12 protein-coding genes and 1 riboswitch are annotated in these 13,607 nt (G+C 64.9%); of the genes, 6 read left to right on the forward strand and 6 right to left on the reverse strand.

Annotated features, from left to right (window positions below; translation table 11 throughout):
• The first annotated feature begins 114 nt into the window (after window positions 1–114).
• Window positions 115–1,023, forward strand: coding sequence for a TIGR01777 family oxidoreductase (locus APT59_RS02845; RefSeq protein ID WP_059313459.1), 909 nt, complete (start codon window positions 115–117; stop codon window positions 1,021–1,023).
• Window positions 1,020–2,075, forward strand: a complete 1,056-nt coding sequence (locus tag APT59_RS02850) for a ferrochelatase (protein WP_059313460.1) — start codon at window positions 1,020–1,022, stop codon at window positions 2,073–2,075. Before APT59_RS02845 ends, APT59_RS02850 begins: the two co-directional genes overlap by 4 nt.
• Before the next feature lie 22 nt (window positions 2,076–2,097).
• On the opposite strand, the gene APT59_RS02855 is transcribed toward APT59_RS02850, so the two are convergent.
• Together APT59_RS02855 and upp are read right to left on the reverse strand one after the other, a co-directional pair.
• The gene (locus APT59_RS02855; RefSeq protein WP_059316812.1) at window positions 2,098–3,315 is read right to left on the reverse strand and encodes a uracil-xanthine permease family protein; all 1,218 of its coding nucleotides are present in this window, start codon (window positions 3,313–3,315) and stop codon (window positions 2,098–2,100) included.
• 50 nt (window positions 3,316–3,365) lie between these two features.
• Window positions 3,366–4,004 carry a uracil phosphoribosyltransferase gene (upp, locus tag APT59_RS02860; RefSeq protein ID WP_059313461.1) on the reverse strand — a complete coding sequence of 213 codons (639 nt, stop codon included), beginning with the start codon at window positions 4,002–4,004 and terminating at the stop codon, window positions 3,366–3,368.
• A 264-nt stretch (window positions 4,005–4,268) separates the two neighbouring features.
• Between upp and APT59_RS02865 the strand changes: the two genes are divergently transcribed.
• The 3 genes from APT59_RS02865 to APT59_RS02875 all read left to right on the forward strand — a co-directional run bounded on the left by APT59_RS02865 (window position 4,269) and on the right by APT59_RS02875 (window position 5,695).
• On the forward strand, window positions 4,269–4,823 hold the full coding sequence (locus tag APT59_RS02865; protein WP_059313462.1) for a hypoxanthine-guanine phosphoribosyltransferase: 555 nt from the start codon (window positions 4,269–4,271) through the stop codon (window positions 4,821–4,823).
• Window positions 4,820–5,290 carry a WbuC family cupin fold metalloprotein gene (locus APT59_RS02870; RefSeq protein WP_059313463.1) on the forward strand — a complete coding sequence of 157 codons (471 nt, stop codon included), beginning with the start codon at window positions 4,820–4,822 and terminating at the stop codon, window positions 5,288–5,290. Before APT59_RS02865 ends, APT59_RS02870 begins: the two co-directional genes overlap by 4 nt.
• A gap of 117 nt (window positions 5,291–5,407) precedes the next feature.
• Window positions 5,408–5,695: a PA4642 family protein gene (locus APT59_RS02875; protein WP_059313464.1), complete on the forward strand. Its 288-nt coding sequence runs from the start codon at window positions 5,408–5,410 to the stop codon at window positions 5,693–5,695.
• An 81-nt stretch (window positions 5,696–5,776) separates the two neighbouring features.
• Here APT59_RS02875 and APT59_RS02880 read toward each other — a convergent pair whose 3' ends face one another.
• The 3 genes from APT59_RS02880 to ahcY all read right to left on the reverse strand — a co-directional run bounded on the left by APT59_RS02880 (window position 5,777) and on the right by ahcY (window position 10,132).
• Window positions 5,777–7,657: a DEAD/DEAH box helicase gene (locus APT59_RS02880; RefSeq protein WP_059313465.1), complete on the reverse strand. Its 1,881-nt coding sequence runs from the start codon at window positions 7,655–7,657 to the stop codon at window positions 5,777–5,779.
• Between the two features lie 184 nt (window positions 7,658–7,841).
• Window positions 7,842–8,678, reverse strand: a complete 837-nt coding sequence (metF, locus tag APT59_RS02885; RefSeq protein WP_059316813.1) for a methylenetetrahydrofolate reductase [NAD(P)H] — start codon at window positions 8,676–8,678, stop codon at window positions 7,842–7,844.
• A 47-nt stretch (window positions 8,679–8,725) separates the two neighbouring features.
• Window positions 8,726–10,132, reverse strand: coding sequence for an adenosylhomocysteinase (gene ahcY, locus APT59_RS02890; RefSeq protein ID WP_059313466.1), 1,407 nt, complete (start codon window positions 10,130–10,132; stop codon window positions 8,726–8,728).
• A gap of 22 nt (window positions 10,133–10,154) precedes the next feature.
• Window positions 10,155–10,297, reverse strand: a riboswitch (S-adenosyl-L-homocysteine riboswitch).
• A 152-nt stretch (window positions 10,298–10,449) separates the two neighbouring features.
• Between ahcY and APT59_RS02895 the strand changes: the two genes are divergently transcribed.
• Entirely contained in the window at window positions 10,450–10,845 is a 396-nt protein-coding gene (locus APT59_RS02895) for an acyl-CoA thioesterase (protein WP_059313467.1), read from the forward strand.
• On the opposite strand, the gene APT59_RS02900 is transcribed toward APT59_RS02895, so the two are convergent.
• On the reverse strand, window positions 10,829–13,603 hold the full coding sequence (locus tag APT59_RS02900; protein ID WP_059313468.1) for a hybrid sensor histidine kinase/response regulator: 2,775 nt from the start codon (window positions 13,601–13,603) through the stop codon (window positions 10,829–10,831). The two genes, APT59_RS02895 and APT59_RS02900, sit on opposite strands and share 17 nt — an antisense overlap.
• Window positions 13,604–13,607 lie beyond the last annotated feature (4 nt).

Raw genomic sequence — 13,607 nt, forward strand, 5'->3', positions numbered from 1 at the left:
GGCTACGACTGGCAACCGTTCTGGATCTTTCGACCCACGACCATACCAAACAATCCTCTTCCCTTCGTTCAGATGCATACGGGCGGCAGGGCAATACGAGAAGGAAGTGACGACATGCATATCCTGCTGACAGGTGGCACCGGACTGATCGGCCGCGCGCTGTGCCGCCAATGGGCCGCCGCCGGCCACCAGCTGACCGTCCTTAGCCGCGACCCCACCCGCGTGGCGCGCGAATGCGGGCCAGAGGTACGCGGCATCGCTCAACTGGAGGTGCTGGACGGCGAACACCTGGATGCGGTGGTCAACCTGGCCGGAGCGCCCATCGCCGACAAGCCCTGGACCCGTAGCCGCAAGGCCGAACTCTGGCGGAGTCGGATCGACACCACCGAGCGCCTGATCGAATGGCTGCGCGGGCGCAGCCAGAAGCCCAAGGTACTGCTGTCGGGCTCGGCCATCGGCTTCTATGGTGACAGTGGCGAGAAGCCGGTAAGTGAAGCCGACAGCGTGGCCGGCCCCGATTTCGCCGGTGAACTGTGCCTGGCCTGGGAGCAGGTGGCCAACGAGGCCGAGAAGCTGGGTATCCGCGTGGTCAATCTGCGCACCGGGCTGGTACTGGCGGCCGACGACGGCTTCCTGCTGCGGCTGTTGCCGCCCTTTCGCTTCGGGCTCGGCGCACGCCTGGGCAGCGGACGCCAATGGATGCCCTGGATTCATTTACAGGATCAAATCGGGGCCATCGATTTTCTTCTCAACCGAAGCGATGCCCAAGGTCCTTATAATCTCTGTGCCCCCGAGCCAGTGCGCAACCGGGACTTCACCGAGGCGCTGGGACGGGCCTTGCGGCGCCCGGCGCGATTGCTGATTCCCGCCTTCGCCCTGCGCCTGATGGGAGAGCTGTCCATCCTGCTGCTGGGTGGTCAGCGCGCCCGTCCCGAGCGTCTGCTCGCGGACGGATACGTCTTTCGCTATCCCGAGCTGGACACGGCCCTGGCCGACCTGCTCGCTGCCAAGGATTCACGATGACTGCCAACGCTCTGCTGCTCGCCAACCTGGGTTCGCCCGACTCGCCCCACGTCCCCGACGTGAAGCGCTATCTGAACCAGTTCCTGATGGATCCCTACGTGGTCGATCTGCCCTGGCCACTGCGCCGGCTGCTGGTGTCACTGGTGCTGATCAAGCGGCCAGCGGCCTCGGCCGAGGCCTATGAGTCGATCTGGTGGGACGACGGCTCGCCATTGATCGTGCTCAGCCGCCGCCTGCAGGAAGCCGTACGACCCCTCTGGCGCCATGGCCCGGTCGAGCTGTGCATGAGATACGGCGAGCCTTCGGTGGAGTCGGTGCTCAAGCGCCTGGCCAGCCAGGGCATCCGCGAGGTGACCTATGCGCCGCTCTATCCGCAATTCGCCGACAGCACCACCACCACCGCCATCGTCGAGGCACGGCGGGTGATCGAAGCCCACCAGCTGCCATTGACACTGAAGATCCTGCCGCCTTTCTACGATCGCCCGGAATACCAGGCAGCGTTGGCGGCCAGTGTCGAGCCCTATCTCGAGGAGCCCTACGACCACCTGCTGCTGTCCTTCCATGGCCTGCCCGAGCGGCACATCCGCAAGCTGGTCAAGGATCGCACCCATGACCTGCGCGCACCCGACAGCAGCAAGGTCAGCACCAAGGCTCTGGCCGTCTGCTACCGCAGCCAGTGCCAGCGCACCGCCGAATTGGTGGCTAAGCGCCTGGGCATTCCCGATGGCAAGTGGTCGGTGTCCTTCCAGTCGCGGCTGGGCAAGGACAAGTGGATCGAGCCCTATACCGAGGCGCGGCTGGACGAGCTCGCCAAGGCGGGGGTCAAGCGGCTATTGGTGATGTGCCCGGCCTTCGTCGCCGACTGCATCGAAACGCTGGAGGAGATCGGCGATCGCGGCCGCGAACAGTTCATCGAAGCCGGCGGTCGGGAGCTGGTGCTGATTCCCTGCGTCAACGATGACCCGGCCTGGGCGCAGGCGCTGGTGGAACTGTGCGAGGAGGTGGCGGAGCTGCCGCCGCAGCGCCTGGAGCAACCGCGGATGCCGGCCTAGACCGGCATCCGCCGCAGGGCCGTCAGAGCAGCGGGCGCTCTGGCGGTTCGGCGTCCTTCTTCCAGGCGTTGTGCCCTGGCAGGACCAGGTTGAGGCCGATGGCGATCAGGCCGCACAGGGAGATGCCCTTGAGGCCGATCTCGCCGTTGCCGAAGACGATGCCGCCGATGCCGAACACCAGGGTCACGGACACGATCACGAGGTTACGCGCCTCGGACAGATCCACTTGGTGGCGGATCAGGATGTTCAGGCCCACCACCGCGATGGAGCCAAACAGCAGGCAGAGAATGCCGCCCATGACCGGCACCGGAATGGTCTGCAGCGCCGCGCCGAACTTGCCGACGAACGCCAGCACCATGGCAAAGCCCGCCGCCCACAGCATGACCCGCGGATTATGGTTCTTGGTCAGCATCACCGCGCCGGTCACCTCGGCATAGGTGGTGTTGGGCGGACCGCCGAACAGGCCGGCGGAGGAGGTGGCCAGGCCGTCACCCAGCAGGGTGCGGTGCAGGCCGGGCTGCTTGAGGTAGTTCTGACCGGTTACCCCGCCTACCGCGATCACCCCGCCGACGTGCTCGATGGCCGGCGCCAGGGCGACCGGGACCATGAACAGGATGGCACCCCAGTGGAATTCCGGCGCGACGAAGGCCGGGATCGCCAGCCAGGGCGCGGCGCCTATGCCCTCTGTATGGACGATGCCGAAGACGAAGGCCAGCGCATAGCCGACAAAGACGCCGGCGAGGATGGGCACCAGGCGGAACATGCCCTTGCCGTAGATGGCCACCAGCAGCGTGGTGACCAGCGCCGGCATGGAGATCATCATCGCCGTGGCATAGGGCACCAGCTGGGCACTGCCGTCACCGGCCTTGCCCATGGCCATGTTGGCTGCCACCGGCGACAGGCCCAGGCCGATGGAGATGATCACCGGGGCGATCACCACCGGCGGCAGCAGGCGATCGATGAAGCCCACGCCACGCACCTTCACCGCCAGGCCCAGGAAGGTGTAGACGAAGCCCGCCGCCACTACCCCACCCAGCACCGCCGGCAAGCCGAATTCAGCCTTGGCGGCGATGATCGGGGCGATGAAGGCGAAGCTCGACGCCAGGAACACCGGCACCTGGCGACCGGTGACCAGATGGAACAGCAGGGTGCCGAAGCCTGCGGTGAAGAGGGCGACGTTGGGGTCCATGCCGGTGATCAGCGGCATCAGCACCAGGGCGCCAAAGGCCACGAAGAGCATCTGGGCGCCCACCACGATCTCCCGCCAGAGCGGTTCCCGCGCAGTCACGCTCAGGCGTCCTTCTGCTTGGTGCCGAAGATCTTGTCACCGGCATCGCCCAGGCCCGGGAGGATGTAGCCATGCTCGTTGAGGCGCTCATCGATGGAGGCGGTGTAGAGGCGTACGTCCGGGTGAGCTTCCTCGACCGCGGTGATGCCTTCGGGCGCGGCCACCAGGACCAGGGCGCGAATTTCCTTGGCCCCCGCCTTCTTCAGCAGGTCGATGGTAGCGATCATGGAGCCGCCGGTGGCCAGCATGGGGTCGATGATCATGGCCATCCGCTGGTCCAGTTCACCCACCAGCTTTTCCAGGTAGGTATGGGCTTGCAGGGTGGATTCGTTGCGGGCAAGGCCCACCACGCTGACGCGGGCGCTGGGGATCAGGCTGAGCACGCCGTCGAGCATGCCGATGCCGGCGCGCAGGATGGGCACCACGGTGACCTTCTTGCCAGAGATCTTTTCCACCTGCACGGTGCCGCACCAGCCTTCGATGTCCACCGTTTCCACCGGCAGATCCTTGGTCGCTTCATAGGTGAGCAGGGCGCCGACTTCCTGGGCCAACTCGCGGAAGTTCTTGGTGCTGATGTCGGCACGCCGCATCAAGCCGAGCTTGTGACGGATGAGCGGGTGGCGGATTTCGTGGACGGACATGGGATTCTCCAGAGACGGTAGGGCAGCGGATCGCCGTGAAAAGGGATGGCTTCGGTACGATCGGCAGCCCAAAGGCCTGCCGCAGGATAGGGCAGGCGATCGAAAAACCGCGGTACATTAAAGCATCCGGCCCGAGGTGGGCAGTACCCTGCGACAATAGTAGCCGCCTGGCGGCGCTTGAGATCGGTCCGCGGTGTCTGTACCTTTGCCGCCTTTTATCCGCGCCGTTGGTAAAGCAGGCGCCCCGTCCCCCGGAGAAGCCCCATGCCCGCCGATCTCGCTCACATCCGTCAGGTCATGCAGGAAGCCGATTGCCTCTATGACGAAGCCCAGGTCGAGGCAGCCATCGATCGGATCGCCGCGGCGATCACCACCGATCTCGCCGAGCGCAATCCGGTGGTCTTCTGCGTGATGAATGGCGGCCTGATCCTGACCGGCAAGCTGGCCACCCGGCTGAATTTCCCGCTGGAGATGTCCTACCTGCACGCCACCCGCTATCGCAACGAGACCACCGGCGGCGAGCTGTTCTGGAAGGCCAAGCCCGAGGTCTCCTTCATCGATCGCGATGTGCTGATCGTCGACGACATCTTCGACGAGGGCCATACCCTCAAGGCCATCATCGACTTCTGCCGCCACGCCGGTGCTCGCGAGGTCCATACCGCCGTGCTGATCGACAAGACCCACGACCGCAAGGTCAAGGGCCTGGAAGCGACCTATGTCGGCCTGCCCTGCATCGATCGCTACATCTTCGGCTACGGCATGGATTACAAGGGCTACTGGCGCAACGCCCCCGGCATCTATGCCGTGAAGGGGCTGTGACCGCCCGGCTGTTCGATCAGGACCTGTTCGCCGACCTGCTCCGGCAGGCGGCGAACAGTCCGCGCAGGCGCGCCCATCACAGCCTGCATAGCATGGACGAGCCCTGCCACCGGCTGGTCGTCGGCATGTGCGAGGACAGCTACATCCCGCCCCATCGGCACCTGGATCCGCGCAAGGCCGAGAGTCTCCTGGTGCTGCAAGGTCGGTTGGGACTGCTGACCTTCAGTGAGGACGGGCAGGTACTGCTGCGCCGTGAACTGTCCCAGGCCGCCGGTTGTCCAGGCGTCGATCTCGCCCCTGGGCACTACCATGCGCTGGTCGCCCTGGACGGCGACTGCCTGTTTTTCGAATGCAAGGCCGGACCCTTCCTGCCCCTGGGCGAAGGCGAGCGCCCTGCCTGGGCGCCGCTGGAAGGCGCGGCGGAAGCCGAGCGCTATCGCACCTGGATGCGCGCGCAATTCGATTGAACCTTTGACCGGTTTCGCGGTATTGCCTTGGTTTTGTCACTGGCGGGCGGGCGAAGGGCAGGGTTAGAATCGGCCCTCCTTTTCTCCAAAGAATCCCCCAGCACAGGTAGCCAAAGGATGCGTAAGGATAAAAAGCAGGTCATCGGTGAAGAGATCAGCGACGAGCAGATCAAGCTGTTCCTTGAGGTCGAGCCGGCGGACGATACCCCCGCGTCTCTGCACAAGCTGGTCAAGGCCTACCGAGGTCTGCGTCCGGACGACTTCGAGCGCTTCGTCGGCTTCTTCGTCGATGCCGGCTACGATCTCGATGCCCGCACGGCCCAGGGCGAAGACTTCATCGAACTGATTCGTAGCCATCGCCAGGCCGAACCCTATATCGACGCCTTGCGCGCCGCTCATGCCTGAGTAGCATCCTAAAAAACAAACCCCGCCAAGGCGGGGTTTGTTTTATCTGGTAGCAGGGCCGTCTGAGCGGCCTTGAGCCGATCAGGCTTCGCGGTTGCGTGTCAGCAATGCGGGCTTCTCGCTACGCGGGCGGCTTGGCAGGTCTTCCAGCTGCTCCAGGGTCGGCAGGCGGTCGGCACGCGACGGCTTGTGCACGATCTTCGGCTGCGGCTTGTTCGACGTCCGCTCTTCCGAGGCATAGGCACGCGGCTCGCTCGGCGCGGCGTCATAAGGCCGGGCAGCTCGGGGCTGACCATTCTGACCACGACGCTTGCCGGGCTGCTGTTGTTGCTGGCTGCGAGGACCGCGTGCGGCGCCTTGACCCTGGCCTTGGCGGGGCTGACCTTGGGTACCGGTCGCGGTGGCGGGGCGCGGAGCACCGCCGCCGTTGCCACTGCGCGGGCCCTTGCGGCCCTTACCCTGGTAGGGGCTCACGTAGTCGACGCTATTGCCGAAGTTATCGTAGGCATCGTCCAGGAATTCTTCCGGATCACGATTGCGTGGCTGCTGGGCGACGGCCTGGCCGGGCTGAGCAGCAGCCTTGTCCTGGCCCGCGTCATCGCGATCACGGCGGTTGCGACGATTACGCGTGCGATTCTTGCGTTCGCCCTGGGGTTGGGCACCGGCCTGCTCACCAGTGGCGGGCTTGCCTTGCCCTTGATTCTGGCCCTGGCCTTCGCTGCGCGCCGGCTTGTCGGCCTTCTTCTGGCGATTTTGCTGCGGCTTGCCGCGAGGTTCGCGCGGGGCGCGCACTTCCGGCTGCTCCGGCGGAACGGACTGGGGATCGAAGCCCTGCATGTCACCGTCCGGGATGCTCTGCTTGGTCAGGCGCTCGATGGCCTTGAGCAGCTTCTCCTCGTCCGGCGCCACCAGCGAGATGGCCTCGCCATTGCGTCCGGCCCGGCCGGTACGGCCGATGCGGTGTACATAGTCTTCCTCGACATTGGGCAGCTCGAAGTTGACCACGTGGGGCAACTGATCGATGTCCAGGCCGCGGGCGGCGATGTCGGTGGCGACCAGCACGCGAATGTCGTTGCTCTTGAAGTCGGCCAGGGCCTTGGTGCGGGCGTTCTGGCTCTTGTTGCCATGGATCGGCGCGGCCGGCAGGCCATGCTTGTTCAGGTACTCGGCCAGGCGATTGGCGCCGTGCTTGGTACGGGTGAACACCAGGACCTGTTCCCAGGCGCCGAGGGTGATCAGGTGGGCGAGCAAGGCGCGCTTCTGATTGGCCGGAATGCGGAACAGTCGCTGCTCGATACGCTCGACGGTGGTGTTCGGCGGGGTGACCTCGATCCGCTCGGGATCCTGCAGCAGCTTGCCGGCGAGGTCGGTGATGTCCTTGGAGAAGGTGGCCGAGAACAGCAGGTTCTGGCGCTTCGCTGGCAGGCGGGCCAGGACCTTCTTCACGTCATGGATAAAGCCCATGTCGAGCATGCGGTCAGCTTCGTCCAGCACCAGGACTTCGACGGCGGACAGGTCGACGCTCTGCTGACCGGCGAGGTCCAGCAGGCGACCCGGGCAGGCCACGAGAACGTCCACACCCTTGGCCAGGGCGGTAACCTGCGGCTTGAGGCCGACGCCACCGAAGACGCAGGCACTGCGCATGGGCAGGTCGCGGGCATAGACCCTGAAGCTTTCGTGGACCTGAGCCGCCAGTTCGCGAGTGGGGGTCAGGACCAGCACCCGCGGCTGCTTGGCGACATAGCCACGGCCATCGGGATGACCATTGGGAAACAGGCGCTCGAGCACCGGCAGCGCGAAGCCGCCGGTCTTGCCGGTACCGGTCTGGGCAGCCACCATCAGATCGCGACCCTGCAGGACGGCCGGGATGGCGCGTTGCTGAACAGGCGTGGGATTCGTATAGCCAGCGTCTTCCACGGCGCGGGCAAGGGCCTCGGAGAGACCGAGGGAAATGAAGGACATGCGGGGTTCCTGTCTCTGTCGGCGTCCCGCCGACGTGGGGGCGCGGTTGCGCTTCCGGTTGACGTCCGAAAGGTTTCAGACGTCTCGCCCACCCTCGTCATCCTGCGCTGGATGAAGAGTCGGGCGATGACCGGTAGCGGTAATCACGATTGGGTGAAGTCGCCGCCAGTTCGCGTGGCCGACTTCAAAAGCCGAGATTTCGCCAGATGGCGATGCAAGGCTCCGCTTGGTTCAGGGTATAGAAGTGCACACCGGGTGCCCCGCCTTCGAGCAGTCGCTCGCAGAGGGCGGTCATGACTTCTTCGCCAAAGGCCTGGATGCTCTGGGTGTCGTCACCGTAGGCTTCCAGTTGCTTCCGCAGCCAGCGAGGCAGTTCAGCGCCACAGGCATCGGAGAAGCGTGCCAACTTGCTGTAGTTGGTGATCGGCATGATGCCAGGGATCACTGGGGATTCGACTCCCAGTTTGCGGACACGTTCCACAAAATGGAAGTAGCAGTCGGCGTTGAAGAAGTACTGGGTGACCGCACGGTCAGCACCAGCCTCCATCTTGTACACGAAATTGCGCACGTCGTCCGTAAAGCTGCGTGCCTGCGGATGGGTTTCCGGATAGGCGGCGACTTCGATATGGAAGTGATCGCCGGTTTCCTCACGGATGAAGGCGACCAGGTCACTGGCATAGCGCAGCTCGCCACCCCCGGACAGGCCCATGCCGGAGGGCAGGTCACCACGCAGGGCGACGATACGGTTGATGCCGGCTTCACGGTATTGCTGCAGCAGTTCGCGCAGCTTGGCCTTGCTGTCGCCGACGCAAGACAGGTGCGGCGCGGTCGGCACGCCGACCTCGTCGTTGAGCTGGCGCACGGTGCGATAGGTGCCGTCACGGGTGGACCCGCCGGCGCCATAGGTGCAGGAGAAGAACTCCGGCCCGTAGCCTGCCAGCTGTCGCGCCGTGGCGATCAGCTTCTCATGGCCCGCTTCGGTCTTGCAGGGAAAGAATTCGAAACTCAGACTGGGTTTCACGGCGTCTCTCTCGTGAGCGGCCCCGCCCTTGCGGGCGGGGCTGGCCATCAGTAGCGGTAGCTGTCGGGCTTGAAGGGGCCTTCCTGGGTCACGCCGATGTACTTGGCCTGGGACTCGGTCAGACGGGTGACGACGCCACCGAAGCCCTTCACCATTTCCAGCGCAACCTCTTCGTCCAGCTTCTTGGGCAGGACCATGACGGTGACGTTGGCGGTCTTCTCTGCGACCGGCAGGTCGGCGAACTTCTCTTGGTACAGGTGAATCTGTGCCAGCACCTGGTTGGCGAAGGAGCCATCCATGATGCGGCTGGGGTGGCCGGTGGCATTACCCAGGTTCACCAGACGGCCTTCGGCCAGCAGGATCAGGTAGTCGTCGTTGGCGGGATCGACGGTCAGGCCGGTGCGGTGGATCTTGTGCACCTGCGGCTTCACCTCTTCCCAGCCCCAGTGCTGGCGCATGAAGGCGGTGTCGATCTCGTTGTCGAAGTGGCCGATGTTGCATACCAGGGCGCGCTTCTTCAGGGCCTTGAGCATGTTGGCGTCACAGACGTTGACGTTGCCGGTGGTGGTGACGATCAGGTCGATCTTGCCCAGCAGGGCGCGATCCACGGAGGCTTCGGTGCCGTCGTTCAGGCCGTCGACATAGGGCGAGACCAGCTCGTAGCCGTCCATGCAGGCCTGCATGGCGCAGATCGGGTCGACTTCCGAGACCTTGACGATCATGCCTTCCTGACGCAGCGAGGCCGCCGAGCCCTTGCCCACGTCACCGTAACCGATCACCAGTGCCTGCTTGCCGGACAGCAGGTGGTCGGTGGCGCGCTTGATGGCGTCGTTGAGGCTGTGGCGGCAGCCGTACTTGTTGTCGTTCTTGCTCTTGGTGACCGAGTCGTTGACGTTGATCGCCGGGACCTTGAGGGTACCGTCCTTGAGCATGTCCAGCAGGCGGTGCACGCCGGTGGTGGTCTCTTCGGTGATGCCGTGCACGCGCTCCAGCACCTGCGGGTACTTGTCGTGCAGGATCTGGGTCAGGTCACCGCCGTCGTCCAGCACCATGTTGGCGTCCCAGGGCTGGCCGTCCTTGAGGATGGTCTGCTCGATGCACCATTCGTATTCGGCTTCGGTCTCGCCCTTCCAGGCGAATACCGGGATGCCGGCCGCGGCGATGGCGGCAGCGGCCTGATCCTGGGTGGAGAAGATGTTGCAGCTGGACCAGCGCACTTCGGCGCCCAGGGCCACCAGGGTCTCGATGAGCACGGCGGTCTGGATGGTCATGTGGATGCAGCCGAGGATCTTGGCGCCAGCCAGGGGTTGTTCACCGGCGTACTTGCGGCGCAGGCCCATCAGGGCAGGCATCTCGGATTCGGCGATGATGACTTCGCGACGACCCCAGTCGGCCAGGGAGATGTCGGCGACCTTGAAATCGTTAAAAGCGGCAGGCGTGAGGACAGCGCTCATTGAAGAGTCTCCATTCGTTAGGTGCGAATGGGCGCCGTTGATGCGTTCTGACAACGCTCCGTTCGAGCCTGACAACGTCTGGCGTCATGCCCGCCGAGGGTCCCGCGCCAGGGGCGGGTCGGCTAGGATGGGATAACGCAGCGTGCTGCAGCGCCCCTCGAACGGAAGGCGGAGCGGCCTGTTGGCCGCGATGCGCGGGCAGTATAACGAGGATCGCGATAAACCCAAAGGGTGGCGCTCTGCCTCATGTCCACCGGAATCTCCCGCCCGCCCCCTGATCTGATGTCCCAACCCCCCTAGACCTTCAAGGAGCCCCGATGAACTTCCATACCCGCAAATGGGTGAAACCCGAGGACCTCAACGCCAATGGCACCCTGTTCGGCGGTAGCCTGCTGAAGTGGATCGACGAAGAGGCGGCGATCTACGCCATCGTGCAGCTGGAAAATCCCAAGGTGGTGACCAAGTACATCTCGGAGATCAACTTCATCAGCGCCTCGCGCCAGGGCGACATCATCGAGCTGGGCATTACCGCCACCGAGTTCGGCCGTACTTCCATCACCCTGAGATGCGAGGTGCGCAACAAGATCACCCGCAAGAGCATCCTCACCATCGACAAGATCGTCTTCGTCAACCTGGACGAGGACGGCAATCCGGCCCCGCACGGCAAGACCGAGATCACCTACGTCAAGGACAGGTTCAAGGATTCGCCTTGAGGCCCGTGCGAGTCACGTCCAGGCGACGACGCTCGGCCCAGTAGAGCAGCAGCTCGCGCAGCTGGGAGAGTTCGATGGGCTTGCCCATGTGCCCGTCCATGCCGGCCTCCTGGGCGCGATCCTTGTGCTCGGCGAGGATATGGGCGGTCAGGGCCACCACCGGGGTACGGGAGCGGTGATTCTGCTGTTCCCAGGCTCGTAGCCGGCGCGTGGCGCCGAAGCCGTCCAGCAGCGGCATCTCGCAATCCATCAGGATCAGGTCGTAGGTGTTCTGCTGGAGCTTTTCGAAGGCCTCCAGGCCGTTGCCCACGGTGTCGGGTTCCACCCCGAGCTTCTTGAGCATGCCGCGGATCACCTTGACCGAAATGCTGTTGTCCTCGGCCACCAGGACCCGGAAGTCGCCTGGTATGCCGCTCGGCTGCTCCTGAGGCTCGGGCTCGCTCACCCGCTGGCCGCGGCGCGACAGTTCGTCGGCCAGGGTGGCCCTGAGGGTATAGCCGGCCACGGGCTTGGCCAGCACCCGCTTGATGCCGGCGTTGCGGGCGATGACCTTGCTCGGTGCATTGCTCAGGCCGGTCAGCATGATCAGCAGCAGATCATGGTTGAGGTTCTCGTCTTCGTTGATACGTGCCGCCAGCTGCATGCCGGTCATGCCCGGCATCTGCTGGTCGAGCAGCACTACGTCGAAGTATTCCCGCAGGTGCGACTGGGTACGCAGCAGGGCCAGGGCCTCGCGCCCGGAGGCGGCGGTGACCGCCTGCATGCCCCAGGCGCTGCACTGCTGCTGCAGCACCTTGCGGCAGAGTTCGTTGTCGTCGACCACCAGTACCCGCACGTCCTGCAGCGGGTAGTCGCTGTCGCCGCGCGAGAGCACCAGGGCCTGAGCAGGGACGGGCAGGCTGATCCAGAAGCTGGAGCCGCCCTCGGCGTTGTTCTGGATGCCGAAGTCGCCCTGCATCAGCAGCACCAGCTGGCGGGCGATGATCAAGCCGAAATCCAGGCTCTCGGTGTCGCTGGTGAGGAAGTCGCGGCTGTCGAGGTGGGTGGAGAGCAGCTGCCGGCTCAGGGCTGCATCCAGCGGGGTGCCGCTGTCCTGTACCGAGATGCGCAGCCGCGGCGGCTGGCCGGTGGCCTCCTCCAGGGAGATCACCAGGAGGATTTCTCCCTCTTCGGTGCGCTGGAAGGCGTTTTCCAGGAGGTTGAGCAGGATCTGCCGCAGGCGCGTGGGATCGCCGATGAAGCGTCGCGGCACCTGGGGCTGGATGAAGCTGAGCAGTTCGACCCGGTGCTCTTCAGCGCGCGGCCGGAAGATGTCCAGGCAGTCGTCGAGCAGGGCATTGAGGTCGAAGGTGACCTCTTCCAGCTCGATCTGGCCGCTTTCCAGGCGAGTGATGTCGATGATCTCGTTGATCAGGTTGAGTAGTTCGGCACCGGCGCTGTGGATGGTCTGCACATAGTCGCGTTGCTTGGCCGACAGCGCCGTGCCCTGCAACAGCTCGGTCATGCCCAGCACCCCGTTCATGGGCGTGCGAATTTCATGGCTGATGCGCGAGAGGAATTCGGCCTTGCCCTTGAGCTCCGCGTGGTTGGCAGCGCGATCGCGAGTCCGGGTGAAATGCTCCTCGCGCAGGTAGCGGCGGCGTTCTTCCAGGGCCAGGGTGAGCAGGATGCCACTGAACATGCAGCTGCTGATCAAGGCGCGGCCCAGCCAGATGGGCGCGTTGGCATAGCCGGCCAGGACCGGTAGCGCGAGCATGCCGGCGACCGCCAACAGGGCGCAGCTCACCACTAGCAGGCGTGCATAGCGGGCGCCCTGGTGCCAGCGTTCCAGGGCGATGCCCAGGCAAACGAGCAGAGCCAGCCCATTGATCGCCATCAGCCAGTCGCCAATGTAGACATCGCCGGCCACGAAGCGGACCGCGGCGCCAAGGCCCACCAGCACCAGCAGGGTACCAATCAGGCGGCGGCTCCAGAGCGGCAGGCGGCGCCAGCCAAAGAAGGCACCGATCAGGTTCAGGCCGGCGGCGCTGCAGCCCAGGACCGACAGATCGGTCAGCAGCGGCGCCTGGCTCTTGAAGGCGCCGAGCAGGAATTTGCTTAAGCCGAACAGGTTCAGCGCCACGCAGACCAGCATCACCAGCAGCAGGGTCAAGGCACTGGTGGCACGACTGCGGTGGTAGAGCAGTTGCACACCGTTGTACAGCGCCAGCATGGCCAGGCAGCCGAGTAGCACGCCGAACAGCACCAGGCGGTGCGTCACCTCGGCTTCGGCGCTGCTGCTGAGGTTCAGGGAGATGCGCATCGGCTGAGGCGATTCGAATCTCAGGAACAGGTCCAGCGGCTGATCGCTCGCCGGGATCGGAAAGACGAAGTCGCGGCTGACTTGCAATGGATTGAGCAGGGGGCGCGACAAACCATCGCGAATCTCGCTGAGCAGCTGATCGTCGCGGTAAGCGAAGAAGTCCAGGTAGCCCACATTGGGCGAGACGATGCGCAGCAGGCGTTGCTGGGTGTCGGGCTGGATGCGGGTATGCAACCAGAGCGCGCCCGGGCCAGCCGGGCGATGGGTCTTGGCCGCGGTCAGCGGCTTGAAGGCGGAGAGCCGGTCGCGGACCTCGTCGAGGGTGTATTCACCCGTGACGTCTTCGTATTGAGCCCAGCCGGCGTCCGGCGAATTCTCGGCCTGCACGGAGTTGGCCACCAGCAGCAACAGCAGCCAGCCGATCACAAAGCCTATGGCGATCCAGAGCCGGTGCACGAGA

This window comes from Pseudomonas oryzihabitans, assembly GCF_001518815.1.
Lineage (GTDB): Bacteria > Pseudomonadota > Gammaproteobacteria > Pseudomonadales > Pseudomonadaceae > Chryseomonas > Chryseomonas oryzihabitans_E.

Bases quoted from the DNA above. Each gene is read 5' to 3' on its own strand.
- APT59_RS02845 (WP_059313459.1), top strand. From the start codon at position 115: ATGCATATCCTGCTGACAGGTGGCACCGGACTGATCGGCCGCGCGCTG.
- APT59_RS02850 (WP_059313460.1), top strand. From the start codon at position 1,020: ATGACTGCCAACGCTCTGCTGCTCGCCAACCTGGGTTCGCCCGACTCG.
- APT59_RS02855 (WP_059316812.1), bottom strand. From the start codon at position 3,315: ATGCTCTTCGTGGCCTTTGGCGCCCTGGTGCTGATGCCGCTGATCACC.
- upp (WP_059313461.1), bottom strand. From the start codon at position 4,004: ATGTCCGTCCACGAAATCCGCCACCCGCTCATCCGTCACAAGCTCGGC.
- APT59_RS02865 (WP_059313462.1), top strand. From the start codon at position 4,269: ATGCCCGCCGATCTCGCTCACATCCGTCAGGTCATGCAGGAAGCCGAT.
- APT59_RS02875 (WP_059313464.1), top strand. From the start codon at position 5,408: ATGCGTAAGGATAAAAAGCAGGTCATCGGTGAAGAGATCAGCGACGAG.
- APT59_RS02880 (WP_059313465.1), bottom strand. From the start codon at position 7,657: ATGTCCTTCATTTCCCTCGGTCTCTCCGAGGCCCTTGCCCGCGCCGTG.
- ahcY (WP_059313466.1), bottom strand. From the start codon at position 10,132: ATGAGCGCTGTCCTCACGCCTGCCGCTTTTAACGATTTCAAGGTCGCC.
- APT59_RS02895 (WP_059313467.1), top strand. From the start codon at position 10,450: ATGAACTTCCATACCCGCAAATGGGTGAAACCCGAGGACCTCAACGCC.